We start from the raw sequence: 25,349 nt of genomic DNA on the forward strand, positions 1-25,349 counted from the left end.
GAAAAAAAGAGACAACCTCCTCATAAAAATGAGAAGTTGTCTCTTTTTGGACTTTAGGGACTTTTTCAGTGGCCTCGCCGGCAGGCGGGGTCATGATTTCACCATGGATTGATTTGGCGCAAAGCGGGGAGACCTATACCACTAAAGAGGCTGCAGATCCGGTGAATACCAAGGAAGCTATCAAGCAGTTGGCTGATAATTACTTAAACGGCGTCTCACCAACTGTACCATACGCCTCGCCTATGTACGGAGATCTTAGAGGACTGCCCCCTATCTACGTCATGGTTGGAGAAGCTGAAATCATGTTGAGCGAGTCTTTAACGTTCGTGACACAAGCGGCATTGGCAGGGGCGGATATCCGCTTCAGCTCCTGGCCTGCTATGATTCATAACTGGCTGTGCTGTCACTCCTTCCTTGAAGAAGCGAAAGCAGGAATTTTAAGTGCCGGGGTTTTCATGAACGAATTGTATGAGAAGCAGTGATCAATTCTTTTAACAACTAAATTGGAAACCTGAAGAATGAGATAAAAAAGCTGATGTAATCTCGATTTTGTTTAGAATGTTGAACAGTAATGCCCTTTAGATCGGGTCCTCTTTCAGTGAGTGACCGAGCTAAAGGGCATTTTCATAAACAAACGGCTCTCTGTCAATTCAGATCTACAGCAGAGACCTTAGCTTTCCCTTCACCTGCAGGTGTCAACAAGAACAACTGGCCGCTGTTGTATCCAATCGGTTGGCTTTTCATCGTATTCGCCTCCGCTTTTATTTATTTTTCCACTCGAACAACCCATTTTCCTCCTGTTTCAGACCACAAAACTATTCTAATGGTTGCCACAGCTGCTATTGGTTCCAAAAACGTTGATTTCAAATTATAGCGGTTGCCATATCGCTTATTTCACTTGACCGGGGTATTTTCGCATGGATTATGACAAATAACGTGGATCACGACCGTTAGAATTAGAAAAGGTCTTGTTTTCGTAAAATAGCAGTTGCTACACCCGTTAGATTTCAGGCGGACGCATGATCAGCTCGAAAACTTGAACTTTCGTGGAAATCTGAAAGTATAGCCCTTTTATCGGCTATACCTGTCCATATTCGAATTTTAGCGCACAATTCATGCACATCATCCGGTACAAAGCTCATACAATACAATAACATTATAAGCAGCATACATCGCATTCACATCCTCGCCCTGGACGAACACAGCGGAAAATGGTGATTTTCAGACTTCAAAGGGGGTATGTTGTATGAAATTAATCTTAATCTTATGTCTTGTTCTGTTGTTCCTTCTTCTCTGCGTGCTTAGCTCGTGCAGTCCATCTTACTCACCGGACAATACCTCGTCCAACGGAAAAAAGATAACGCTTACATTATGGTATTGGAACCGCTCTATCGATGATAATCTGATTGCCGAGGCTGAAAAACAGTTCCCCAACATCCAAATTAACGCGCAGAAGATCGGCGGCGACTTTAAAGCCAAGCTGAAGACCACCCTTGCCGCCCGCACAGGGGAGCCGGATATCGTGGCCCTGAACGACTGGATGCCGGAGCTGTTTACGAGCGCGGACCGCTTTTATGACCTGTATGAGTTGGGTGCTGCCGACCTGCAGGATCAATATCTGGAATGGAAATGGCAGCAGGGCGTCACGCCTGAAGGAAAAATGATCGCCTTCCCGATGGATACCGGACCAACGGCCCTGTTTTACCGCAAGGACCTGTTCGAGCAGGCCGGCCTGCCCGGTGATCCGGAAGAAGTAAGCGCCTCCATTCGCACTTGGGAGGATTATATGGCCGCTGGCGGGCAGCTGCAGCAGAAGCTGGGAAGCGGAGTATTTCTGACCGACAATATTGGAAACGTTTACAACCAAATGCTGGCGCAAGCCTCCGAGCTGTACTTCAAGCCTGACGGCGCCTTTATCGGCGATCAATCGGAAGTCGTGCGGCGCGGCTGGCAGACGGCCGTCAACTTTCACCAGCATCAGCTGCTGGCCAACGCCGACGGCTGGACACCGGAATGGAATGCTGCCATGAACAACGGCAAGATCGCCTCCTTCGTCGGTGCAGTCTGGATGAAGCAAGTGCTCATGGAGGCCGCCCCGGACACTGCGGGCAAATGGCGGGTAGCTCGCGCTCCAGAAGCGGACGGCAACCAGGGCGGTTCCTTCCTCTCCATTCTCAAATCGAGCAAACACCCCAAAGAAGCCTTCCAGGTGTTGACCTGGCTGCAAAATCCGGAAAATCAGCTGCGAGCCTATCAAAGCATCGCTCTCTTCCCGTCCACACCGAGTGTGTTCGCGGACCCTGCAATGAATAAACCTGAGCCCTTCTTCGGGAACCAGGCTACCGGTGTCGTGTTCGCGGAATCGGCACGCAACGTCAAAACCGTCTTCTTCGGTGAGCGCCATCCCGTCATCCACGGCATCGTCACCCGCCGCCTGGCTAATATCGCCAAGCAGAATGCCGACCCGCAGACGGTGTGGGCCGAGACGCTGCACCGCATCGAGCGTGAGCTTCAGCGCTAGGGTGCTAGAACCAGAAGAGCGAAATCTTTGTGAAAAGGGTGATCAACATGCTGAGAGAAATATGGAAGCACAGGGCGTTGTATGCCGCCATTTCGCCTTTTTATATTGTGTTTGCGGTTTTCGGCCTCTTCCCGGTGGCCTTCTCCCTCTATCTGGCGTTCCATAAATGGGACGGCATCGGAGAAATGACCTACAACGGCTGGGGCAATTTCCGCTACATGGTGACTGACAATGAGTTCTGGCAGGCTGTCGGCAATACGCTGCTGATCTGGGTGTACTCCACCATTCCCATGCTCTTCTTCGCCCTGGTCATCGCGTTCCTGCTGCATGCCCCTTTCGTAAAAATGCGCACCTTGTGGCGTGTAGGCTTCTTTCTGCCCAATGTCACCTCCATTGTCGCCGTAGCCATCATTTTCGGTGCCCTGTTCGCCAACAACTTCGGCTTCCTCAACTTCATCATGCAGCAGTTGGGGCTGCCGATGATTCAATGGCTGAATGTCCCGTGGGGCATCCAAATTGCCATTTCATCCATGGTCATCTGGAGATGGACCGGTTATAACGCGATCATTTACCTGGCAGGCTTGCAAAGCATTCCTCATGTGCTGTATGAGGCTGCCAAAATCGATGGCGCCACCGGTGTGCAAGCTTTTTTCCGCGTGACCATTCCCATGCTGCGCCCTGTCATTTTGTTCACGGTCATTACGTCGACGATCGGGGGCATGCAGCTGTTCACCGAACCGCAGGTGCTGGTGGGCAATGACGGCGGAGCGGGCGCAAGCGGCATGACGATTGTGCTGTATTTATACAGGGAATCGTTCATCAACAACTATTTCGGATATGGAGCGGCGGTCGGCTGGGGCATGTTCCTGATCATCGCGCTGTTCTCCATTCTGAACTGGAAGCTAGTGCAGGGCAAAAAATGACACAAAAAGGAGGTCCTGCGGCATGATGCAGGCAAAAACAAGGACCGCTCTGTTGTATGCCGGACTGCTGGCCGGCATGATCATTTCCATGTTCCCTTTTTACTGGCTCATGGTCATGTCTACACGCACCACCTCGGATATTTACCGCTTCCCACCGCAGCTTTGGTTCGGAGGCCAATTCTGGGACAACATTTCACGGGTCATGCAGCAGATCGATTTTGCGGGGGCTTTTTTCAATACATTGTTTGTCGCCGGATCGGTAACGCTGCTGGTGCTGTTTTTTGATTCCCTGGCCGGCTTTGCCTTCGCCAAATTTGATTTTCCAGGGAAAAAGGCTTTATTTATCATCCTGCTGGCCACCATGATGGTGCCCTCGCAGCTGTCCCTGGTCCCTTCTTTTGTCATGATGGCCACCTTCGGCTGGGTCGGCACGTTCAAGGCCCTGATCATCCCCGGCATGGTTAATGCTTTCGGCATCTTCTGGATTCGCCAGTATGCGGAAGAGTCTATCCCGAGCGAGCTGCTGGACGCGGGCCGCATGGACGGGTGCGGCTTTTTCCGCCTCTACTGGAACGTCGCCCTGCCCATTCTCCGTCCGGCCTTCGCTTTCCTTGGCGCCTTCACGTTTATCGGGGCCTGGAATGATTATTTATGGCCATTGATCGTGCTGACGGACGAAAACAAGTTCACACTGCAAATCGCCCTGTCCCAGTTGAACGGGATCTACAATACGGATTATGCCATGGTTATTTCCGGGACTTTGCTGGCTGTTCTGCCCCTGATTATCCTGTTCCTGTTCATCAGCCGCCAGTTTATCTCCGACATTGCAGCAGGGGCCGTCAAAGATTAGGAGGTCTGAAAACCGGATGGGGACAACCCTATCGAAATGGCCCCTATCCGGTGGGTTCTACCTTTTTCTAATACTCCCCACGATCCACAGCAGCAAAGGCAAAGCTACCATGTTCACAGGCATCACATATTGAATCCACACCTTTCTCAGCAGCATTTCCGGTGAAGGATTCAGGTTGATTAAGTTCATGCAGATTGTAAAAATGGCGGCTGCCACAAACCATACGATTCCGCGCCAGTTTTTCTGCTTCCCGATCCACTGTGCAGTTCCATAGCTGGCAATAAATACATATATCGACAGTTTGATAAACACGCTGAATAACCAAACGGCCACAACTAAAAAATCCACATGTTGAATAAATTCCATCAGATATACGAGCTTGACCATATCAAAGAAAGGAAAATAAATCGCGGAAGCGACTGCGGGCTCAAATGTCATGACCACCCACATCGAGCCCAGCAGCAAGATAACCGCGGAAACCAGCACCCCATTCAGCACATTTCTTCTCGTAGCCGGACCAGGCTGATCTATAAAAGGAAACAGCATCATAATCAGCACCACCTCGCCCAGCAGCGAGGCGGGTGTCAAAGCCCCCTCGGCAATCGCAAGCAGCCCCGAATCGGCGTACACAGGAGCGAGGGAATGAATGTCCAAATTATGCATCGTCAGCACAAAGGTCAAACCGAGGATAACAAGCAGTATCGGCCCCCACAACTCGCTGCAGCGGCCAATCGCCACTATTCCCCCTTTTCGGAGAGCATAAACGATCACGCCAAGCATACCAAGCAAAATGACGTAGGATGGCGTGCGGGGAAGCATACTCAAGCTGATAAAATTATATACATTACGCAAAATCGCACTGGTGACCCAATACCACTGAAGCAGGAAGATCAGCCCGACCAGCTTGCCCGGCCATTTCCCCAGAATGGTCATGCTGAATTCAATTAACGTTTGCTTGGGGTATAAAAGGCTTGCCTGCGCAGCAATATACGCTGCCACCAGCCCGAATAGGCCGGCAACAAGAAAGGACATCCAGGCATCCTGCCTCGCCTCGCTGATCGTAGGTCTGATTGACAACAGCAAAGTCATGCCAATTTCGAGAATCAGCACCATCCACCAGAGCTGTCGATTGCTGATTTGCATCAGGATTCCCCTCCATCTTCGAAATCAGGCTTCGGGATCAGCATAGGGCCTGCCACGCCGGTTGAAATAATGGACATATCGACCTGCACGGTAACCTGAACGCGCTCAAACTCCTCATCCCATACAGGCTTGATTTTCTTCCACTGATAAGGGTGCTGATGATGGATGGAACGGCCTAGGCCAAATATATCGGCCTTCATCTTTTTTTGCGTCTCTTCAATAACCTTTTCTACCTGCTCCTGAACCTGGCGGTTAAATGCCTGCTCCACTTTTCTGGCGTTTTCCGGCTTCCCCACATCAAGACTGGTGTTATTCTCATAAACGGCCGCTTGGGCCTTCAGCTTGATATGAAAGCGAATGGGATCTGAGCGGAGATCCGGCGTAATTTGACTTTTTAATCGTTCTGCCCGAACAACGACATTTTGGTGATTTCCCATCGGAACGAAAAAAATCCTGCCACTCAATCCCTGGATCGTCCACAACCTTACCCAGTATTCCTGATAGCCCAGATATCCCCGGAGCCTCAAATCCCTGCCGAATATCGCCGATCCATCCAGCTGCAGAACCTCTCTGGGCGAATTGGGCTTCTTTGCATTGCCGTTTGGCGGCAGGATGGGCTGGACGATTCTGACAGAGGGCATGACCGGCATGCCTTCTCCGTTCAGCATGGTGAAAAAGTCTAGCAAGGACCTTGCTTCCGGTACACCCAATTTTTCCTGAACCTTCTGTATGGCCACCGCCGGATTCCGCTCCAGCTTATAGGTCAGGCTCATTGCTCTTTGCGCGGAGTCTCCCTTGACTATAAAAATATTGGCACGCAACCGTGACATCGGATTGCGGGTATACTCATCCAGCACCTCTGATAGACCGTGCCTGGCGAGTTCCTCACCTATAAAAATATTGCGCCGGTGACCCGGAAAGAGAACACGCGACAGCTTTTTCTGAATGTTCTGCGAGGCATCCAGAATCGAATTTCCGTAGGCGCTTTCGATCAGAAAGCTGTTCTGCCCCCCGGATGTGCCGCCTGCTTTATCACCGCCGGGGATGACGACGTTGGCTGTAGCCAGATATTTGCCATCCTCGGTGAGGTCCATCCCCCATCCCAGTATAATGGCACGGTCATTCAGCTCCATCCGGTCCCAGCAGCCTGTCGTTAACACACAACTGATCAGAAGCGCCACAACCAGCATCAGCCTGACTGATCTCATCCTCACTCAGTCTCCCCGCCTTTATAACGGGCACGGATCAAAACATCTTTCAACCGGGGCTTAACGGCCGGCGCCACCGGATTCATATAAGGAATGCCGAACGGCTGCAAAGTGACCATATGCACGCTTAATGCAATCAAAAATAGAAGAATCCCGTAAAAACCCAGACAACCGGCAACAATGAGCAGGGGGAATTTCAGTATTCTGTACGCCGTGCCCATATTATACCGGGGAAACACGAAGGAGGCGATTCCCGTGGCAGACACAATGATGACCATCGGCGCCGATACTATGCCCGCTTCCACTGCGGCCTGCCCGATCACCAGCGCTCCGACAATGCTGACCGTCGGTCCGACCTGTTGCGGCAGGCGGATGCCCGCTTCCCGCAGCCCCTCGAAGACAAGCTCCATGAAAAGCGCCTCGATGACTGCGGGAAAAGGTACTCCTTCCCGGGCTGACAGGATGCTGACCAGCAGAGAGGTAGGGACCACCTGCGGATGAAATGTCGTTAATGCCACATAAAGGGAAGGAAGCAGCAGAGACATATGGACAAAAATATAGCGGATCCAGCGCACAAACGTCATATAAAAGAACCGCTCATGATAATCCTCCGCCGATTGCAGACCCGCCCAATAGGACATCGGCACAATCAGGACAAACGGAGACTGGTCCATCATAATGACCACTTTTCCTTCCAGCAGACTGGAAGCCGCCACGTCCGGACGTTCCGTATTCTGAACCTGTGGAAACGGAGAATAAGGATTATCTTCAAGCTGCTCCTCGATTTTCGCTGAGCCATCAATACCTTCTGTACGAATGTTCTGCAGCCGCCGGCGAACCTCCTGCACCATATTGGCGTCAGCCGATCCTTCGATATAGGTGATCATCACCCGTGTTCCTGTAAGTTCTCCAATGATGAGGGATTCCATTTTCAAGCGGGTGCTATGGATTCGCCTGCGCAGCAGCGTCGTATTTGTGCTCAGCATTTCCGTGAAGGCATCCCGCGGACCGCGTACGACCCTTTCCGAAGTGGGCTCCCCAATCCCTCTTTGCTCCATTTTGATAAAATTCACAAGCAAGGCTTCCTCTTCTCCCTCAAACAGAACCGCTATCTCACCGTTAAGTATGCCGTCTTCCAAGGACTGAGAATCCGATGCCTTTCGGATCTGTGCGGCGGCGATCAAACGCTTTTCCAGAATAGCGGACAGAACACCCTTCTCCGGCGTCTCATCATGCAGACCTTCCGTCAAAAGCGGCTCCAGCAGCATCTGATTCAGCATTTGCGTGTCGCTCATACCTTCGATATATACAAGACAAATCCGATTATGCCCATGAACACTAATCTTGCGGTAAATCATATCCGAACAGCGCTCGAAGCTCCGCTGCAGCATTCCGATATTGTCGGACAGCCCCTTTTTCAGCACGGTTACGATTTCCGGGTCAGACAAAGGCTGTATCTTGTGTTTCACAGGTCCTTGCTTGCTCCGCTTGCCGAACCATGAGTCCCAGAACATGGATGTCCCTCCTTTGGACTAGATATACTGTCCCAAGAGGGGGAAATTATGCACCGTGAACCGAGAAGAAAAACGCCGAATCCCAGCAAGTCCACCGTTAAGCCTATCCAGAAAAAGGCCGTGCCTACTCCTGCTTCCCTTATCCATAGACCACCAATCAGTGGTGCGGTTACTTTGAAAGCCATCCTCTGCAAATTTTAACCCGCTCATTCCCGTTCCTCCGCTCTATCCCGCATAAGCAGAGCATATCATATTCAGCTCTGTATGGTCATGAGATGGAGCGGCACAAAAACAGGCATACGGCTTGTGCCGTATGCCTGATTCAGTCTCTGTCGTTACCTGGTTCAGCCGCTATGTAACGGCGGATGCTTAGATAATTAAATTTATTATATTTAAAATTCGTTGTTATCTGACGAGCCAGCCACCATCGACCGCCAGCACGTGTCCGTTCATATAATCGGAAGCGCGGCTGCACAGGAACACCATAACCCCCATCAGGTCGAATGGCTGGCCCCAGCGTCCTGCAGGAATACGGGAGAGAATCTCCTGATTGCGCGCTTCATTCGCGCGGATCGGCGCCGTGTTGGCTGTCTCGATATAGCCGGGCGCAATGGCGTTGATTTGCACATTGTGGACGGCCAGCTCATTGGCGAATGCTTTCGTAATCCCGGCAACGGCATGTTTGCTGGCTGTATATGGAGGCACGAATTTCCCGCCCTGGAAGGCGAGCATGGAAGCCACATTGACGATCTTGCCGCTCTTTTGCTCCACCATGATTTTGGCGACTTCCTGGCTCAGGAAGTATACCGAGTTCAAATTGATTTCCATGACGGCATCCCAGTCTTCCTCTTTATATTCGAGCAAAGGTGCCCTGCGGATCGTCCCCGCGTTGTTGACCAGAATATCGATTTTGCCGTACGCATCCATACAAGCTTTGACTGCACCCGTGCGGGCCTCCTTATCCGTCAGATCAGCCTGGTGGAATACGGCCCTGGAGCCTTCCTTTTCGATAAATGCGCGGGTTTCCTCCCAGTCCTGGTCATACGTAACGACGAACAGGTCAGCCCCGGCCTTGGCGAGCGCTACCGCATAGCCTTGTCCAAGCCCCGTATTGCCTCCAGTAACGATGGCAGTCTTCCCCTTCAGACTGAAAAAATCCAACGAAAATGCATCCAATCCCATAATAAGCCCTCCATTTATCTTAAAATTAAAATAATTGATTAACATTTTGCCTGCATCCGACCATAGATAGCGCCAGTGCAGACAAAATATTGAATCCGTTTCTTTCGTTCCTCAGTTATTTCTGTGCTCCGAGCACTTGTGCCGCCTTGGCCACATACTGGGCAGCGGTTTCCGTGATCAGATCATAACGGTTGTCGCGGGCAGGAGCAGTCAGATTGCCGCCGATTCCGACCGCAATACAGCCGTTTCGCAGCCATGTTCCGATGTTGTCCAAATCCACGCCGCCGGTCGGCATGATCTGCACATGCGGCAGCGGCCCTTTAACCGCCTTGACGAAATCGGGACCAAGCGCGCTTCCCGGGAACAGCTTCAGGACATCCACACCGAGCTTTAGCGCTTCCTTCATTTCCGTGATCGTCATGCAGCCGGGCATATAAGGAATGCTGTACAGATTGCACATTTTGGCCGTCTCTTCGTCAAATGCGGGACTCACCACGAACTCGGCCCCGGCCATGATGGATATGCGTGCTGTATGCGCATCGAGCACGGTACCGGCGCCGATCACCGCCTTATCCGAATATGCCGACTTCAGCTTCTTGATCACCTGATCCGCTTCCGGCGTAGTGAAGGTAAGCTCAATATTGGTGAGCCCCCCTTCGATACACGCTTCCGACATTTTAAAGGCCGAATCAGGATCATCCGCACGGATAACCGCTACGACGCCCAGTGACTTGATGTTTTGGAGCACCTTCATTTTAATCATCGTTGCCTCTCTCCTTTCAGGGTTAGCGTAGCTCATCCATGGCTACGGCGTCCATATCCTTGTAGGTGTAGTTCTCGCCGGCCATAGCCCAGATAAACGTATAATTGCTTGTAGCCGCCCCGCAGTGAATGGACCAAGGCGGGGATATAACGGCCTCTTCGTTCTTCATCACCATATGGCGTGTCTCTGTCGGCTCACCCATCATATGGAACATTCTTGCATTCTCATCCAGCTCAAAATAGAAATACACTTCCATCCGGCGGTCATGCGTATGGGTAGGCATCGAGTTCCACACGCTTCCCGTGTTCAGGGCAGTCATGCCCATGACGAGCTGGCAGCTTTGAATACCATCCTCGTGAATGTATCTGCGCAGCACCCGGCTGTTGGCCGTTTCGGGAGAGCCAAGCTCCTCGGCCGGGACGGTTGCAAATTCCTGTTTTTGAGTGGGATAGGTTTTGTGGGCAGGGGCTGATGCAATATAAAATTTGGCGGGCTGATCCTTGGCATCACTTTCAAAAACAAGCTCTTTGCTGCCAAGTCCGACATACAGACAGTCCTTCGGCTCCAGCTTGTAGATCTCCCCGTCCACGCGTACCGCCCCGCTGCCGCCAACGTTGAAGACGCCCATTTCACGGCGCTGCAGGAAATAATCAGCCTTGATGCCGTCATATCCTTTCAATTCGACAGATCCGTTAACCGGATAAATTCCCCCGATTATCATACGGTCCTCCAGGGTATAACACAGCTTTACTTCATCTGGGACAAACAGATCCTGAACCAAAAACTGGCGGCGCAGTTGCTCTGTCGTAAATGTCTTGGCATGCTCCGGATGGATGGCATAACGCTTATCCATAACCAAACCCTCCATTTAGGTAAAATTTTATTTTATATTTACTAATCAATAGCCCTTACACCGCAAAATACTAAATAGTATTACGGGTCCTGTCAATGTCATAATGCATGTTTTAACGTAAAAAATATTTATTAAAGCGGTTTCGTGACAAAAACTAGAATAAGTACGGGAAGAATTTACGATTTTCGGCAGCTATACATTTCATTATTGTTAAAAACCGGTTTATGTGTTACCTTCAATTTGATCCGTACGCGTGTGCGTGTTTTATCATTATAGATATAAAATGAGGGAGGATTTTAAATATGACCAAACAGCTGGATGTCGTCACCTTCGGCGAGCCGATGGCCATGTTTTATGCGAATGAAACGGGACCTTTGCATGAGGTGGCTTCGTTCTCGAAGGCGCTTGCGGGCGCGGAAACCAACGTGGCCACTGGCCTGTCCCGCCTGGGCTTGAGCGCCGGCCTTGTGACCCGGCTCGGACAGGATACGTTCGGCAGGTTTATAGAGCAAGCATTGCAAAAGGAGAATATCGACACCAAATCGGTTTACTTCACCAATGAAGCTCCTACCGGGATGCTGGTTAAATCCAAGGTGGAAGAGGGGGACCCGGAGGTAGAGTATTTCCGCAAAAATTCCGCCGCTTCGCAGCTTGGACTGGAGCATTTTGACGAAGATTATTTCGCTTCCGCGCGGCATCTGCATCTAACCGGCATTTCCCCTGCGCTGTCCGAATCCTGCCTGGAGTTTGCACTGCATGCCATGAAGTTCATGAGGGATAAGGGCAAGACGATCTCCTTCGATCCGAACCTCCGGCCCAAGCTGTGGCCTGATACACAGGCGATGGCTAATACGATCAATGAGCTGTCCGCCTACTGTGACTGGTTCCTGCCTGGCATCGGGGAAGGTAAAATATTAACCGGGTTTACTAAACCTGAAGATATCGCGGCTTTTTATATGGAACGTAGTGTCAAGGTTGTTGTGATTAAAATGGGGGCAGAAGGCGCGTATTATAAAACAGCGGATGAGGAAGGCATGGTGAAGGGCTTTAAGGTGGAGCAGGTGGTGGACACCGTCGGAGCCGGTGACGGCTTTGCCGTCGGAGTCATCAGCGGGCTGCTGGACGGTTTAAGTCTCGCAGAGTCCGTACGGCGCGGGAATGCGATCGGAGCGCTGGCTGTCATGTCTCCGGGCGATTCAGACGGTTTGCCGACGCGCGAGCAGCTGGCGGCTTTTATGAAGCAGGGCGCTTGATTACGACGTCAAAAGAAGGGCTGCTCATTTTGAGCAGCCCTTCTTTTGCTGAGAATACTGACTTATTTCTTAAAACTGAGCTGCCGCACTCTCCCAAGCAGGTGCTGCCAAACTTGAGCATCGGTTTCTTCTTCAGGTGTCAATTTTGCTTTTGTTCCGAGCGTTCGTTCAAACGCATCACCCTATTTTTTTTCGTAGTAAGCAATCTGCCGCGTATAATAATCCAAATCACTTTCTGCTTTTTGAATGGTTTCAGCTTCCTGCTTGTTCCACATACTGACAACATCGCGGACAAGAACTCTTTTTCCAGATGCCATAATAAACTCGGTATCATCAGGTATTTTATTGTGTTTGTTCGAGCCGGCTTTTTTAAATCCAACAAACCGGTCCTGATCGAGCCAATTATGGATGGTCATGATACTAACGCCAAAGAATTTAGCCAACTGGCTAGGGGAATATTCTTCAACCTGCATCGCAGCAGCCACTTGAGAATCTGTCGCAACATACAATGCGTGTTTAAGCAAAGCTTCAAATTCCTTCTGGAAAGCAGCATGGTTTTCAAAAATGGCCTCATCAAACTCTTGGACAATACTCTCATTGTTGCGCAACGCATGCGTAAGGACTTTGAACAGCAAAACACTATCGTTAAAATCATTCAATCTTAAAGCTAACTCCTCGGCAATATGACTGGAGTTTTTAATAAATTGATTTTTTTCACTGTATGTAATAGGCATCATCATTCACCTCACACTCCGGTAATAGAACATTAGGGCTTTAAGTTCAATAACAAAATTATAAAAACTTAAAATTTCTTAAATTAACTCAAATGCTTATAAATCAACATGAAAGCCACGCACATAAAAAAAGACCGCTTCTTATGCAGTCTTTACGATTTCGAGTTTTCCATTGTTCTAATTGTGCAAGCGGATACTGGACTGCTCTCAGGGCTTTCGATCCGTTCAAGCAAGATAATTTCTCGGTAGGTTTATCCCTAAATCAGCTTTCCGAGACGGCAGAGGACACGTAGTCCTCCGTTTCATTTCATTCTCCGCTCCCTGCCCAGCAGGTAGATGAAGTACGGCGCCCCAATCACCGCCGTGATTATGCCAACAGGGACCTCGCGCGGGATAACTAATACGCGGCCCAAGAGATCACCGAGCAGCAGCAGATTGGCACCAATTACCGCAGCTATCGGCAGACGCCACTGATTCTGCGAGCCCACAAGTGCCCGTGCCATATGCGGGGCAAGCAGGCCGATGAAACCGATCGCCCCCACGGCCGAGACCGCCACTCCCGCCATAGCCACAGAGAGCAGCAGCAGCCATAGCCGTTCTCTTCGCACGAGCAGGCCAAGGGACTGACTGATGGCGTCTCCGACCTGCAGGATGTTCAACTTTCTTGCATTGCCCATCGCCACGACAAACAGTATCGTGATTACGGGAGCAATGATATGGACCTGATCCCATCCCCGTCCCCACAGGCTGCCTGACATCCATAACAGTGCCATGTTCACGTTCGCCGGATAAGTCACCATGAAATACTGGATACCCGCCTGGAAGACAGCCCCCATGGCAACTCCAACCAGCGCGAGTGTCGCCGGGGCAAGAGTCAGCTTCCTGCTCATTAGAACAAGAATAAGGAACGACACCATCGCTCCGGTAAAAGCAGCGGCAGGCAGCACTCCCCAGGGAGCCCCTGGCAAAAGGAAAATCGTGGCTACCGCAGCGAAGCTCGCCCCCTGCGTAATGCCAATCACATCCGGACTGGACAAGTGGTTGCGGAGCAGGGATTGCAGAATGGCACCGGCCACGGCAAGCCCGCAGCCGGCCCAGATGGCAACCGATACACGAGGCAGACGGACTTCATGTACGATGAAGTAGGACGGGCTCTGCGGGTCCGTAAGCCCACTGATGATCCGGTTCGCGGGGATAGGTACGGCACCCGCAGAGATGGAGAGCCAGCAGAGCGCCGCCATCATAACCAGCCCGATCACAAGAAACAGCCCCTTTCTCATGCCCGCTTCCCTCCTTGTCTGCGCGCCAGGTATATGAATGCGGGCGCCCCGATGAATGCAGTCACAATCCCCACCGGGGATTCGAACGGAAAAGCGATCCAACGGCTGAGCACATCGGCTAACAACAGCAGAATGGCGCCCAGCAAGGCCGTGAACGGAGCCAGCACGTTTAGGTCGGAGCCTATGAGAGCCTTTGCTATATGCGGGACGATGAGGCAGACGAACCCGATTGGCCCGCAGATCGCTACTGCCGAACCGGCGAACAACACCACGAGCAGCATCGCCGCCGCACGCACAGCATTCAGCTTCATGCCAAGCCCGACAGCCACTTCATCATCCAGCTCCAGCATACGCAGTGAAGGCAAGAGACATAAGAGAATGATCAGGCCTGTGATTAAAATGCAAACCAGAATCGACACATGCTGCCAGGTGGCGTGATTGACTGAGCCAACCAGCCAGAAGATCATGCTTTCCGTTGAATACTGGTTAAGAAGCATGGCTCCTTCTGTCAGCGAAGCAAACAGGAAATGCACCGTGATTCCCGCCAGCGCCAATGTGATATATTGTCTCGGCCCCTTCCCTGTCAAAGACCAGATCGTTAGCGCTCCCATAACCGCACCAGCGAAGGCCAGACCCATCGAGGAAAGCAGGCTTGATGACGGTATGAACAGCAGTCCTGCCACTACGGCAAGCGAAGCACCTGCATTAATGCCGAACACATGCGGGGAAGCCAGCGGGTTCTTTGTCACAAGCTGGGTTAGCAGGCCCGCCAGTGCCAACTGGGCACCCACGATACCGGACAGAACTGCGCGCGGCAGCCGCAGTGTTCTGATGTAGAGATGCTCCTTCAAATCGGAACCGGTAGTGAAGATGGCCTCAAAGATGGAGCGCCAGCTCATGTGTGCCGGACCGATTTTAAGACTCAGCATAAAACTGATAACAAGCAGCACCGTGCCACCGGAAAACAGAAACAGCAGAACCGGCACACGGTTCTGCTTCCTGTCCGGATAAGTCATCCTGCTCATCCGTTTAATTACCCAGCTCTGCCGCGATATCCAGCATGATCTGCTCTGAGCCAAGCAGACCGCGGGACAGCGACCAGTTGCGCCGCTCGACGGTGTAGATGTGTTTGTTGACTACCGCATCAATCTTGCTCCACAACGGATTCTTCTCCCATTCATTAACGATCGTCACATCCTCGGTCGGCATCAGGAACAGCACCTGCGGGTTCAGCTCCACAAGCTGTTCGAGTGCCAGCTCAGGATAGGATTTCTCATTCTGCAGCGGGTCTGTGAAGCCCAGCAGCTTCACGATGGAGCCGGTATATGAATGATCCGAATGACCGAAGAATCCGGTCGGGTTCACTACAGCCGGGAGAATGGTCAGGTCTGAAGCCGACAGCTTCTCCTGAGTTTCCTTCACCAGTTGCTCATGCTCTGCCAGCCTCGTAGCACCTTCCTTCTCCTTGCCCACAGCCTTGGCTACAATATTGAAGTTCTTCAGCATCTGATCGTAATCGGCCTGGAAATCATCCAGCACCAGCACGGGCGCAATTTGCTCCAGCTGTGCCAAAGCTGCACTATGCTTGTTGATATCAGCAATGATCAAATCCGGTTGAACGGAGCTGATCAATTCGATATTCGGTTCATACCGGGAACCTACTGACGTATATTGCCCCAGTTTATCTTTGACGGAATCCATGAACAATTCCGGTGAGCCATCATCGGCAATGCCTACAGGCTGTACCCCCAGTGAGACCAGCATGTCCGTAAAACTGAAATCCATGGCTACGATCCGTTCAGGCACCTTTTCCAGTTTGAGCTCACCACGCGCATCCTGAACCGTAATGGCTTCCGCTCCCGATGCCCCACTCTCCTCGGAACCCGCTGCATTGTTTTCTTGCCCTGCCGTACGATTTGTATCACTTGCCTGGCCGCAAGCTGCGAGACTCAGGATGACCATGAGGATTAGACTCAGAGAAATGAAGTGTTTCATACGATGTACCATGACATCCTCCTTGATAATGATAATTATTATCGATCATTTTATCACTTCATTCTCCACATAGACATGTCTAAATCCAAGATCACACATGCGCGATTATTCGATTTCGCCAAACCTGCGCATATATTCGGTCGGGCTCGTGCCTTCAACCTCCTTGAACGTCCGGCTGAAATGAAAGTAATCTGCGAAGCCAACGCTCTGGGCTGCTTTTTTCGCCGATGTCTCGCCCTGTGCGAACAATTGCTTCGCCTTCTCCACACGCAGCCGTTTCAGATAAAGACTCACAGGCATGCCTGTCCGCTCTTTGAACAGTACACTGTAATGTCCCGTGCTTAAGCCCGCCCGCTCTGCAAGCATCGGCAACGTCAACTTAAGCATGTAATGCTCCTCAATGTAATGAACCGATTTCTCAATCCGGGTACCGGAAGTCCACCGCTCCTCACTCCATCGACTCTCGTACATGTAGAAGCTCAGAATTCGCTCCAGCATCATCCGGTTGCGAAAGTGCTGCGCCTCAGCCTCTTCTTCACTTAACCCCGGCATGTCTTCCTGTGCCTGAAGCAGACCATCGACCATATACTTGACCTTGACTTCGCTTAGCACACGCTGCGGCCCATTCCAATCCCATGGCGCATGCTCAGGAACAATCCGGTATGTAATGATCACATATTCCGCAACCCGGGTGGCCGGAAGCTGGACTGTGACGACTCCTGCTCCCGAGTGACATGCGTAACCATGTGATACGGCCTTCCATTCACCCGTCTCTGCCGCGATCATCAAATACCCCTTCCGTACAATGAGCAGCTTCTCGCAACCCGGCTCAGGTATGATCCGGCAGGAATCACGAACAATTTCTATACGTTGGAACACAGGAATAACTGCGTTCATTTGCTGAAAACTCATGGAAAGATCCCTCTTCGTCATTATTCTACTGTATTTAATATAACACGCCTATGGCCGCCAATTCGCCAGTCTCATACTCTCACATATAGCAACTCACCGTCACCTGGTTACGGATCGCTGCCTGGATGTACCTTTCAAATGTAAATATATAGACAAAAATAATAGGGAGAGCATATATCGCTCTCCCTATTCGCTTACCGCTAAATCTCCGGCTTCATCTGTTTCCTTGATGACCCCTAATTGAACACCGTACACATATCTTGCTTCTACCATCTCCATTTGCTCAGATGGAAGATAATGATGTTTCTGTATTAACATTTTCTTACCAATAGTCATGATCTGAGACATGTTAATGTACGATTCTTTTCCTGTAATGTGCTCTGGAAGATGAACAAACCACTGATGACTTCCGTTTACTAAGTCTTGATACCAGGGCTTAGACCTGTGATAATCTTTAATTGTGATGATTTTTGCAATCAAAACATCATCTTCGTATTGGCTCTGGCACACCTCGTCGCGAGAAAGAACAACAACTTTCCTTCTCTTTAAATCTGTAACAGCTTTATGTGAGCTAAATATAGAGTCATCTTCAATCAACTCCGTTAAAAAACCTACCTTTTTACCATCGTATGTATATTTCGCAGGCTCATATGGCACAAAGAAGTCTAATGGACGATTAGAAACATATGGAACCCATGCTTCAAAAATCATTTGCTTTTCGATATCGTGCCAAGTTAGAAGAGTCAGAATAACGTAAACTCAAATTTATTACTCCTCCTTAGTCCCATTCCTCTTCTTCTTCTCGAATTGCATCACGGCTAGATTTTTGATATTCTTCGCTCTGCAAATGGAATGGTTTGATTTTGCCCAGGTAGTCAGCAATTGCTTTACCGCTAGCATTTTTCCTACCTTTGCCCTTAAATTCAACAAGATTGTTGGTTTTGTTTGCTACAACAGTCATAATTCTACCTCCCCGCTTCTTCATACGAATCCCTCCGTAATAATTGTGTTATTACGGGTTATTCTACGATCGGCTGATGGATAATGTTACCTGATACCTGCACTTTTAGTATATCGCACAACTCGGAGGTATTCTACCTATAGTTAACTTGCCGTAAGTATATAGGGAGAATACTAATAATTCAAGATTCTTTTAGAATTATCTTCTTACCCATCAGCATCTATCACATCACCCGTACTCTACATTATAGGGAAAGGGATAGCACCTTATACTCCCTTGGCGTACCCCCAGAGCCCTACAAGCTTTGCACAGACTTCCCGCGCACCAGTGTCGGCACGAAACGATAGATGATCGGGACGGCGCTGTCCCGCTCTTCGATGGAGCTCATCAGCGCCCGCGCCGCCTGTCTCCCGATATCCGCAGCAGGCTGGCGGATCGTTGTAATGGCGGGATTATAGATATGCGCGAATTGAGCGTCATCGATGCCTATGATGGACACATCATCCGGAATGCTCATGCCTCTTGCATTCACAAACCGGAGCATCTCGGCAAGCACGATATCATTGCCCGCTAGCAGGGCAGTCGGCGGCTCCTCCAGCGCGAACAGCCCATCCAGCGTGGCGAAGATCTCTTCTCTTGGCACACTGTGCATATATTCCTGCCGGAGGGGAAGGCCTTGCTCCTCCATACCTTTTTTATACCCGCTCACCCGTTCAACCCTTGGCGTGATCCTGTGCTCCCCGATGGGGAGGGTCAAGAGCGCGATGCGGGTATGACCGTGCTCGTTCAGCTCCTGGATGCCAATCTTGACGGCCATCTCGTTATCGAGAAGCAGGCTTTGGGTGTTGACTCCCTCCACCAGCCTGTCAATGAATACCAGAGGGAACTTCTCTTCCACAAGCCTGCCGTAGATCTCCGCATTCTGCCCTGTCGGAAAAATGATCAGCCCGTCCACCTTACGGGCCAGCAGCATGTCAATATGCCGGTTTTCCTTGTCAGGATTCTCATCCGCATTGCAGATAATAACCTGAATCCCGGACTGCTGCAGCTCATTTTCAATCGCCCGGATGCTTTGGATCGACAGCGTATACTCCAGATTGCCAACGATGACACCTGCCATGTAGGTACGATTGTGCTTGAGACCTCGGGCCAGTCCGTTAGGCTGATAGTTCAATTCCTTGATGACCTGCTCGATTCTGGCCTTGGTCTCATCGCTCATATATTTGTATCGTTTATTCAAGAACTGGGAAACCGTGCTTTTGGACACCCCCGCTTCCCGGGCCACGTCCGCAATGGTTAACTTCTTCATCTCTAACTCCTTATGGCCTTTATCGCCTTATAAATGAGTATACGTTTTAAGGCTCCACTCCCCATACCAACATTCCGTTTTTATAGACGGTAACCCTGTTCCAATCCTTGAAGCTATTTGCATTTCCGGCATAGGAGTAGTCGTTGGTTTCATTGTAGTTGCTCCAATCCGCCGGATGAATGCGAAGCTGGATATCCCCGCTCTCTCCGCCTGCCGGGAGGGCTCCTGCTCCCTTCCCGAATGACAGCTCCACATAACGGTCTGCACGGGCAGCCGGAGCGCTCATCGTGGTGAATGATCCGTGTACGTTGGAGCTCCCGATCTTGGCCCAATCCACAAAAAACTGCTGCTTCTGCCTGCTCTCATCCGTGTAATAATAGCGGAGCTTCAGATCGCTTAAGGATACGGCCTTTTGACCGCTATTCACGATATTAAGCACCGGCCTCAGCGCATTATCCGACGGGTTAGCATCACCATTGCGGTATTGCAGGACGATGCCCCCGCTTCCCTTATTGCCGCTACTGCTGCCGCCCTCTTTACCGGGTTTGGTGCTGCCGGTCCCGTTAGCGGGAGCTTTACCGGCTTTGCCGCTGCCCCCATTATTCACTGGTGATTTACCCAGCAATTCTTTCTTCACGAACCGGCCTGACGGCGACAGCTGGCTGTCCGGCCAGTTGCCTGTCTTGCTCGCTCCCGGAAGCAGCGCAGCGGACGTCTCCCCCTTATCCGACAATGACCAATTCACCCAACTGATTTTGCGGCTGTTCAGAAAATCGATCCACACCTTCGCCTCACTCAGGAACGGACCTCCACTCCCCAAAGCATCACTCGTTCCCCATTCGGACACAAAGATAGCAGCCTTCTTACGGAGCGCATAATCGATCCGGTCGCGCAGAGCCTTCCCATGTGTTCCCGCATAGAAATGCAGGGCATACATGGTGTTGGCATCGGCAACCGGGTTATCCGCCGCATCCTGGATATCCTGGCTCCACGTACCTGTGCCCGCGATAATAATATTATCCGGGTCCTTGGCCCTGATTACGGCGCTTACTTCCTCAATATAGGGCTTGATTTGCCCATTCCAGGTCACGCCCCCGTTAGGCTCGTTCGCCAGCTCATAGATCACATTGGGAGTCTTGCCATACAAGCCTGCCATTTCACTAAAAAACACCTTAGCCTTTGCCTTATGCTTGTTAGGGTCATTATCCGACAGAATATGCCAGTCGATGATCACATATACCCCCAATTTGCGGGCCGCTTCTACGGCCTCCTTCACCTTTTTCTTGAGCGCAGGATTGGAAATATAGCCGCCATTTTCCGTATACATCGCTACCCGAAACACGGAAATTCCCCAGTCATCGCGCAGAGATTGGACCGCCCTCTCATTGACGAAATCACCGTACCACTGGATGCCGTGGGAGCTTATTCCCTTAAGCTGGACAGGCTGACCGGCTTGGTCTACCAACCTGCCATTTTTTACCGATAATTGACCGTGCCGTTCCACCGGTGTCTTGGATGCAGCGGACGCCGCTGAAGCTCCTTCGAACAAACCTGTATTTAAGCTGAGCAGCATGAGTACTGCCATTAATCCGAGACTCACTCTTGTTAAAAGGATCTTTCGCATGTGCATGTTCACTCCCTGGTTCCTGTACAGGCCAAATCCCCTCTGTCTGCTGCCTGCCGTTATGACGGGTTTTATTATAGGACAGCCCATGCCAATTTTCTACATCTTAATGGGTAAAACTGAATATGACAATTCATCATAATGCCGAATTGTAAGCCGCAACACAAAGTGGTATCATTCAAACTTTAAAACATGTCTGTTGAAATAACCAAAAAAACTCCGCCTGTCAGGAGAGCAGTGCGTAGCTTTCCCTGACGGCGAAGGTTTATAAGAGCAAAGAATCGTTAAATTGCAGGCGCTGCGGGTGCAGGCTTGTCGGCGGATTCATGCTCAACAAGTCCATGCTTCTCCCAAACCCGGCTCCTCCAGCGGAAGTACATGATGACCGCACGTGTCCACTCATCTGCGGCGATGGCAAGCCATACTCCCGCCAGCCCCATGTTCAGCTTGAACACGAGCAGGTAACCGAGCGGAAGGCTCATGCACACCATGGAGAGCAGGCCTATGAATACCGGGAATTTCGCATCCCCGGCAGCGCGCAGGGAGCTGATGATGACAATATTGGTGGTCCGTCCGCTTTCCAGCAGCAGACTGAGGAGGAGCACCTGCGCGCCAAGGCGGATAATCTCGGGATTTTCCGTAAAGATCCCCATAAGCGGAACCCGGAAAGCAATCACGATCAGATCAATCGCTACCGTAACCATGAGCGCCAATTTGGCGCTTTTCAGCACCCGCGCATAAGCGGCATCCTTTTCCCTGGCTCCGACCAGGCGGCCGACAATAATGGCCGTCCCCATACCAACTGCCATACTGAACAGATAAATATAGCTGGAGATATTAAAAGCATACTGCCGTGTAGCCATCGCTTCAGCCCCCAGATAAGTTACATAGAGGGTAAACACAAGCTGACAGGAATGATATGTGATGGATTCCAGCGCGGACGGAATGCCGATACGCAGTATTTTAACAATGTAATCCCTGGACAGCTTCACATAATATATAAATTGAACCCGGACCTCCGTTACCCTGTACATCAGCCAGAAAAAGATCAGAAGGCAGAGCAGGCGGCTGCCGACCGTGGAAATGGCCGCACCTTCCACACCCAGCGCAGGAGCGCCAAAGTTGCCGAAAATCAGCATATAGTTGCCCAGCACGTGAATTACATTCATGAAAACCGAAATATACATCGTTTCCTTGGTAAAGCCATGCGTGCGGATCGTCGCCGCCAGCGCGTTAATCAGCGCCTGCAGAAAGATAGCTCCGCCAACAATGCTCATATAGGACTGCGCGTACACCAAAATTTCCCCTTGAACATTCAGCCATTGCAGCATTTGAGTGCCGAGCAGCAGGAAGGTCACGCTCAGCAGCAAACCCACCATCAGGTTTAGCGTAATGGCCGTACCCGTGACGCGGGCGGCCTCAATCAGCTTCTTCGAACCGATATATTGTGCGACAACGATGGCAGCACCGTTGCCGATCACTTCAAGGATAAGAATAGCGATGGAAATAATCTGGTTCGCTGCGCCCACTCCGGATACCGCATTATCGGAGACGGAGCTGAGCATGAAGGTATCCATGCTTCCCATCAGCATGAACAGGAACAATTCCAGGAAGATAGGCCAGGTCAAATGGAAAATGTTCAACTGGTTCCCCGGCAGCAGCGAGCCTTTATTTAATGCTTTACCAGTCAATGATGTCACCCTTCTCCGTTTAGCTATTTTCAGATCAAGGGGTATGTTAGCACATTCAAAATGAAAAAGCAGCAGAAATTTGTAAACACATGAAAAACAATCATTTGAAAACAAAAAGACTGTATGTGATCTAATCGTTTGACTGCTGCAAAGGGGTGGTCTAGCATAGATAACAACTGTTGGTTTCTTTGCCAAGGTCTTCTCGGTTCAAGTGAAAAAATTACGAAAGAAGGTCGTTCCATGTCCCTGACATTCCAGGCGCTTGTCGTTGATAACAAGGATGCTTTTACCATGGGCATATCCCGGCTTTCCCTTGAGGATCTCCCGGAAGGGGAGGTGCTGATCAAGACTGCTTACTCCAGCATCAATTATAAAGACGGGCTTGCCGGTACACCTGACGGTAAAATCGTCACCTCTTATCCTTTCGTACCCGGCATCGACTGCTCGGGCACAGTAGTGTCCTCTACAGATGGCCGCTATAAGGAAGGGCAATCGGTGCTCGTGACCGGCTACGGGCTGGGCGTCACCCATTTCGGCGGCTTCAGCGAGTATGTGCGGGTGCCGGTCGAATGGATCGTGCCCCTCCCCGAGGGTTTGTCGCTGCGGGAGGCGATGATCTTCGGTACCGCCGGTTTTACCGCCGCTCTCTCGATTGACCGGCTGGAGCAGCACGGGATTGCTCCCGGCAAGGGAAAAGTGCTCGTAACCGGGGCTACCGGTGGCGTGGGTGCTGCAGCCGTTGCCATGCTGTCCCGGGCAGGCTATGAGGTGGCCGCAAGCACGGGCAAAGCCGATGCCCATGACTACTTGCGGTCTCTTGGCGCCCATGAAATCCTGTCCCGGGACGAGGTCTATGACGGCGGCCGCATCAAGGCGCTCGACAAGCAGCTCTGGCAGGCGGCTGTAGACCCGGTCGGCGGCGCATCGCTCGCCTCCATCCTGAGCCATATCGCTTACGGCGGCTCCGTTGCCGTCAGTGGCCTTACGGGCGGAGGCAGCGTGCCAACCACGGTGCATCCATTCATTCTGCGTGGCGTCAATCTGCTTGGCATCGATTCGGTCTTTTGCCCATATGATACGCGGATGCGGATTTGGGAGCGGCTGGCGGGGGACCTGAAGCCGAAGCAGCCTGAGCTGCTGGTGGAGAAGGAAGTGTCTCTGGAAGAGCTGCCTGACGCGCTCACCGGTATTTTACAGGGTCAGTCGCGGGGAAGAACGGTCGTGCGCCTTTCTTAAGTTTTGCTTACGACACAGGGTATGCAGGGAACAGCGCGAGACAAGAAAAACCACCGGGATTAGGTTGGGAGCCTAGGAATCCGGTGATTTTTCTTAACAGATAGAAAATCTCGCCGTGGTTGCCCACCGGCCTTTGTCATAGCCACGATGCACGAACATCGTGGCTATTCTTATTTTACCCTTCTGAAGGGTGGCACTTTATAGTCAATCATCACTTCTTATTTATCAAGTTTAGTCCATCTTTGAAGTTCATTCTTGCTAATTTTTTTTACTGGTTTTACCTTATTGTCCTCTAAAGAATATCGGTACAATATGCTTTGATCAGATGGGGACTCACATATATAATCAAAATATTGACCATTTTTGTGCCATAAAATTACACTGGTGCTAATGTAATTAGTCTCCCTCGGCAAATATAAGATCGAATTCTTTCTGGTATCGTATATAGCGATGGAGTTCTTGCTCGGATCCCCGAATGAAAAGGCGATCTGATCTGCCTTAGGTGACCAGTTGTAATCGGCAACAGTCTCTACATTTTTCTTGCCTTCTGCAAGTAAGCGATCATTTAAAATCGAGAATTCCCCTGTTCTCAGGTTAACCAGCACTAATGATTCCCCTGAACTACGCTTCACCTGAATCGCTAACCACGTATTTGATGACGATAAAGACGCGCTGGTGACATCCCGGAATTTATCTTCGAAATCGGCTGTTGATATTGTATATTTTTTATCCCCATTCGTTACAACCATTGAAGTAATTATATTTGCTTCTATAGGTATAGCGTCCTCTATCTTAATTCTGTTTGCTGTTAATGTGACTCCCTTTTCCCTCCATATGATTTGATGCCGGCTTACATTTTTCTCGAATTTCGTAATGATTTGGTACGAAGGCATTGCCGAGGAATTTTGTACAGACTTAGCATTATGATTATCGGCGGCGGCACTTGATAAATTACTGTTGCTACCTACAATGATTACACTCATTAAAAAAGCAGCTACATACTTCATTTTTACAACTCCTTTATATACTGATTCAGGTCATTATGCAATTTTAAGCCAGTGAAGCAATCGATGGAGTAGATAAATGGAGTACCTTGTTAGCGGTTCCAGTGTAATACATTAACTAACTGAAGTGCATCTCGGAAGCCTTGCAAATAGATTTCTCTCTCCAGGTGAGACTGTATGGATAGCTGGGTCTCTTCGTAAAGAATTATCGTATGCTTTAAATCGTCTGGCACTGCGTGGTAAATAGCTCGGAAGTAACTGTCACATTCCTCGATTAGCTGACGATAATCTGGCTGCGAATGAGACAAATGATTGTATAATAGCTCTATGCGCGTTCGAATTAAGGGCTCTGCCAAAGATTCGAGCGATTCCAGCATGTTCACACCTCTTTTT

23 protein-coding genes are annotated in these 25,349 nt (G+C 50.6%); 6 read left to right on the forward strand and 17 right to left on the reverse strand.

Annotated features, from left to right (window positions below; genetic code table 11):
• Positions 1-68 precede the first annotated feature (68 nt).
• The 4 genes from ACE41H_RS22325 to ACE41H_RS22340 all read left to right on the forward strand — a co-directional run bounded on the left by ACE41H_RS22325 (position 69) and on the right by ACE41H_RS22340 (position 4,294).
• Positions 69-482, forward strand: coding sequence for an alpha/beta hydrolase fold domain-containing protein (locus ACE41H_RS22325; RefSeq protein WP_375357769.1), 414 nt, complete (start codon positions 69-71; stop codon positions 480-482).
• Positions 483-1,246: 764 nt separating this feature from the next.
• The gene (locus ACE41H_RS22330) at positions 1,247-2,521 is read left to right on the forward strand and encodes an ABC transporter substrate-binding protein (RefSeq protein WP_375357770.1); all 1,275 of its coding nucleotides are present in this window, start codon (positions 1,247-1,249) and stop codon (positions 2,519-2,521) included.
• A 47-nt stretch (positions 2,522-2,568) separates the two neighbouring features.
• Positions 2,569-3,444, forward strand: coding sequence for a carbohydrate ABC transporter permease (locus ACE41H_RS22335; protein ID WP_375357771.1), 876 nt, complete (start codon positions 2,569-2,571; stop codon positions 3,442-3,444).
• Between the two features lie 22 nt (positions 3,445-3,466).
• A complete protein-coding gene (locus ACE41H_RS22340; RefSeq protein ID WP_375357772.1) occupies positions 3,467-4,294 on the forward strand; it encodes a carbohydrate ABC transporter permease in 828 nt (275 codons plus the stop codon).
• 57 nt (positions 4,295-4,351) lie between these two features.
• Here the strand turns inward: ACE41H_RS22340 and ACE41H_RS22345 are convergent, their stop codons facing one another.
• The 6 genes from ACE41H_RS22345 to kduI form a co-directional block, all read right to left on the reverse strand.
• Positions 4,352-5,437: a GerAB/ArcD/ProY family transporter gene (locus ACE41H_RS22345; RefSeq protein WP_375357773.1), complete on the reverse strand. Its 1,086-nt coding sequence runs from the start codon at positions 5,435-5,437 to the stop codon at positions 4,352-4,354.
• Positions 5,437-6,645, reverse strand: a complete 1,209-nt coding sequence (locus tag ACE41H_RS22350; RefSeq protein ID WP_375357774.1) for a Ger(x)C family spore germination protein — start codon at positions 6,643-6,645, stop codon at positions 5,437-5,439. The genes ACE41H_RS22345 and ACE41H_RS22350 overlap by 1 nt, the downstream gene beginning before the upstream one ends.
• Positions 6,646-6,647: 2 nt before the next feature.
• Positions 6,648-8,159 carry a spore germination protein gene (locus ACE41H_RS22355; protein ID WP_375357775.1) on the reverse strand — a complete coding sequence of 504 codons (1,512 nt, stop codon included), beginning with the start codon at positions 8,157-8,159 and terminating at the stop codon, positions 6,648-6,650.
• Positions 8,160-8,564: 405 nt separating this feature from the next.
• Entirely contained in the window at positions 8,565-9,341 is a 777-nt protein-coding gene (kduD, locus tag ACE41H_RS22360; protein ID WP_375357776.1) for a 2-dehydro-3-deoxy-D-gluconate 5-dehydrogenase KduD, read from the reverse strand.
• A gap of 115 nt (positions 9,342-9,456) precedes the next feature.
• Positions 9,457-10,104 (reverse strand): bifunctional 2-keto-4-hydroxyglutarate aldolase/2-keto-3-deoxy-6-phosphogluconate aldolase, encoded by a 648-nt coding sequence (locus ACE41H_RS22365; protein ID WP_375357777.1) that lies wholly within the window; start codon positions 10,102-10,104, stop codon positions 9,457-9,459.
• 22 nt (positions 10,105-10,126) lie between these two features.
• Complete coding sequence (kduI, locus tag ACE41H_RS22370; protein WP_375357778.1) at positions 10,127-10,957, reverse strand: 5-dehydro-4-deoxy-D-glucuronate isomerase; 831 nt, start codon at positions 10,955-10,957, stop codon at positions 10,127-10,129.
• A gap of 302 nt (positions 10,958-11,259) precedes the next feature.
• On the opposite strand from kduI, the gene ACE41H_RS22375 reads away from it, so the two are divergent.
• The gene (locus ACE41H_RS22375; protein ID WP_375357779.1) at positions 11,260-12,210 is read left to right on the forward strand and encodes a sugar kinase; all 951 of its coding nucleotides are present in this window, start codon (positions 11,260-11,262) and stop codon (positions 12,208-12,210) included.
• Between the two features lie 182 nt (positions 12,211-12,392).
• Here the strand turns inward: ACE41H_RS22375 and ACE41H_RS22380 are convergent, their stop codons facing one another.
• The 10 genes from ACE41H_RS22380 to ACE41H_RS22425 form a co-directional block, all read right to left on the reverse strand.
• Positions 12,393-12,950, reverse strand: a complete 558-nt coding sequence (locus ACE41H_RS22380; protein ID WP_375357780.1) for a hypothetical protein — start codon at positions 12,948-12,950, stop codon at positions 12,393-12,395.
• Positions 12,951-13,246: 296 nt separating this feature from the next.
• Positions 13,247-14,224 (reverse strand): FecCD family ABC transporter permease, encoded by a 978-nt coding sequence (locus ACE41H_RS22385; protein WP_375357781.1) that lies wholly within the window; start codon positions 14,222-14,224, stop codon positions 13,247-13,249.
• Positions 14,221-15,249: a FecCD family ABC transporter permease gene (locus tag ACE41H_RS22390; RefSeq protein ID WP_375357782.1), complete on the reverse strand. Its 1,029-nt coding sequence runs from the start codon at positions 15,247-15,249 to the stop codon at positions 14,221-14,223. The genes ACE41H_RS22385 and ACE41H_RS22390 overlap by 4 nt, the downstream gene beginning before the upstream one ends.
• Positions 15,250-15,253: 4 nt before the next feature.
• Entirely contained in the window at positions 15,254-16,231 is a 978-nt protein-coding gene (locus ACE41H_RS22395) for an ABC transporter substrate-binding protein (RefSeq protein ID WP_375357783.1), read from the reverse strand.
• Positions 16,232-16,324: 93 nt separating this feature from the next.
• Complete coding sequence (locus ACE41H_RS22400) at positions 16,325-17,131, reverse strand: helix-turn-helix domain-containing protein (RefSeq protein WP_375357784.1); 807 nt, start codon at positions 17,129-17,131, stop codon at positions 16,325-16,327.
• 186 nt (positions 17,132-17,317) lie between these two features.
• Entirely contained in the window at positions 17,318-17,842 is a 525-nt protein-coding gene (locus ACE41H_RS22405; protein ID WP_375357785.1) for a type II toxin-antitoxin system PemK/MazF family toxin, read from the reverse strand.
• A 67-nt stretch (positions 17,843-17,909) separates the two neighbouring features.
• The gene (locus ACE41H_RS22410; RefSeq protein ID WP_375357786.1) at positions 17,910-18,092 is read right to left on the reverse strand and encodes a hypothetical protein; all 183 of its coding nucleotides are present in this window, start codon (positions 18,090-18,092) and stop codon (positions 17,910-17,912) included.
• Between the two features lie 295 nt (positions 18,093-18,387).
• Complete coding sequence (locus ACE41H_RS22415) at positions 18,388-19,401, reverse strand: LacI family DNA-binding transcriptional regulator (protein ID WP_375357787.1); 1,014 nt, start codon at positions 19,399-19,401, stop codon at positions 18,388-18,390.
• Between the two features lie 46 nt (positions 19,402-19,447).
• Entirely contained in the window at positions 19,448-21,025 is a 1,578-nt protein-coding gene (locus ACE41H_RS22420) for a cellulase family glycosylhydrolase (RefSeq protein WP_375357788.1), read from the reverse strand.
• A gap of 284 nt (positions 21,026-21,309) precedes the next feature.
• Positions 21,310-22,716: an MATE family efflux transporter gene (locus ACE41H_RS22425; protein ID WP_375357789.1), complete on the reverse strand. Its 1,407-nt coding sequence runs from the start codon at positions 22,714-22,716 to the stop codon at positions 21,310-21,312.
• 240 nt (positions 22,717-22,956) lie between these two features.
• Here ACE41H_RS22425 and ACE41H_RS22430 point away from each other — a divergent pair, with 240 nt between their 5' ends.
• A complete protein-coding gene (locus tag ACE41H_RS22430) occupies positions 22,957-23,952 on the forward strand; it encodes an acrylyl-CoA reductase family protein (RefSeq protein ID WP_375357790.1) in 996 nt (331 codons plus the stop codon).
• A gap of 218 nt (positions 23,953-24,170) precedes the next feature.
• Here ACE41H_RS22430 and ACE41H_RS22435 read toward each other — a convergent pair whose 3' ends face one another.
• Complete coding sequence (locus ACE41H_RS22435) at positions 24,171-24,959, reverse strand: hypothetical protein (RefSeq protein WP_375357791.1); 789 nt, start codon at positions 24,957-24,959, stop codon at positions 24,171-24,173.
• Positions 24,960-25,349: the final 390 nt, after the last annotated feature.

Source organism: Paenibacillus enshidis (assembly GCF_042136365.1).
Lineage (GTDB): Bacteria > Bacillota > Bacilli > Paenibacillales > Paenibacillaceae > Paenibacillus > Paenibacillus enshidis.

Bases quoted from the DNA above. Each gene is read 5' to 3' on its own strand.
- ACE41H_RS22330 (WP_375357770.1), top strand. From the start codon at position 1,247: ATGAAATTAATCTTAATCTTATGTCTTGTTCTGTTGTTCCTTCTTCTC.
- ACE41H_RS22335 (WP_375357771.1), top strand. From the start codon at position 2,569: ATGCTGAGAGAAATATGGAAGCACAGGGCGTTGTATGCCGCCATTTCG.
- ACE41H_RS22340 (WP_375357772.1), top strand. From the start codon at position 3,467: ATGATGCAGGCAAAAACAAGGACCGCTCTGTTGTATGCCGGACTGCTG.
- ACE41H_RS22345 (WP_375357773.1), bottom strand. From the start codon at position 5,437: ATGCAAATCAGCAATCGACAGCTCTGGTGGATGGTGCTGATTCTCGAA.
- ACE41H_RS22350 (WP_375357774.1), bottom strand. From the start codon at position 6,645: ATGAGATCAGTCAGGCTGATGCTGGTTGTGGCGCTTCTGATCAGTTGT.
- ACE41H_RS22355 (WP_375357775.1), bottom strand. From the start codon at position 8,159: ATGTTCTGGGACTCATGGTTCGGCAAGCGGAGCAAGCAAGGACCTGTG.
- kduD (WP_375357776.1), bottom strand. From the start codon at position 9,341: ATGGGATTGGATGCATTTTCGTTGGATTTTTTCAGTCTGAAGGGGAAG.
- ACE41H_RS22365 (WP_375357777.1), bottom strand. From the start codon at position 10,104: ATGATTAAAATGAAGGTGCTCCAAAACATCAAGTCACTGGGCGTCGTA.
- kduI (WP_375357778.1), bottom strand. From the start codon at position 10,957: ATGGATAAGCGTTATGCCATCCATCCGGAGCATGCCAAGACATTTACG.
- ACE41H_RS22375 (WP_375357779.1), top strand. From the start codon at position 11,260: ATGACCAAACAGCTGGATGTCGTCACCTTCGGCGAGCCGATGGCCATG.
- ACE41H_RS22380 (WP_375357780.1), bottom strand. From the start codon at position 12,950: ATGATGATGCCTATTACATACAGTGAAAAAAATCAATTTATTAAAAAC.
- ACE41H_RS22385 (WP_375357781.1), bottom strand. From the start codon at position 14,224: ATGAGAAAGGGGCTGTTTCTTGTGATCGGGCTGGTTATGATGGCGGCG.
- ACE41H_RS22390 (WP_375357782.1), bottom strand. From the start codon at position 15,249: ATGAGCAGGATGACTTATCCGGACAGGAAGCAGAACCGTGTGCCGGTT.
- ACE41H_RS22395 (WP_375357783.1), bottom strand. From the start codon at position 16,231: ATGGTACATCGTATGAAACACTTCATTTCTCTGAGTCTAATCCTCATG.
- ACE41H_RS22400 (WP_375357784.1), bottom strand. From the start codon at position 17,131: ATGAGTTTTCAGCAAATGAACGCAGTTATTCCTGTGTTCCAACGTATA.
- ACE41H_RS22405 (WP_375357785.1), bottom strand. From the start codon at position 17,842: ATGATTTTTGAAGCATGGGTTCCATATGTTTCTAATCGTCCATTAGAC.
- ACE41H_RS22410 (WP_375357786.1), bottom strand. From the start codon at position 18,092: ATGACTGTTGTAGCAAACAAAACCAACAATCTTGTTGAATTTAAGGGC.
- ACE41H_RS22415 (WP_375357787.1), bottom strand. From the start codon at position 19,401: ATGAAGAAGTTAACCATTGCGGACGTGGCCCGGGAAGCGGGGGTGTCC.
- ACE41H_RS22420 (WP_375357788.1), bottom strand. From the start codon at position 21,025: ATGCGAAAGATCCTTTTAACAAGAGTGAGTCTCGGATTAATGGCAGTA.
- ACE41H_RS22430 (WP_375357790.1), top strand. From the start codon at position 22,957: ATGTCCCTGACATTCCAGGCGCTTGTCGTTGATAACAAGGATGCTTTT.
- ACE41H_RS22435 (WP_375357791.1), bottom strand. From the start codon at position 24,959: ATGAAGTATGTAGCTGCTTTTTTAATGAGTGTAATCATTGTAGGTAGC.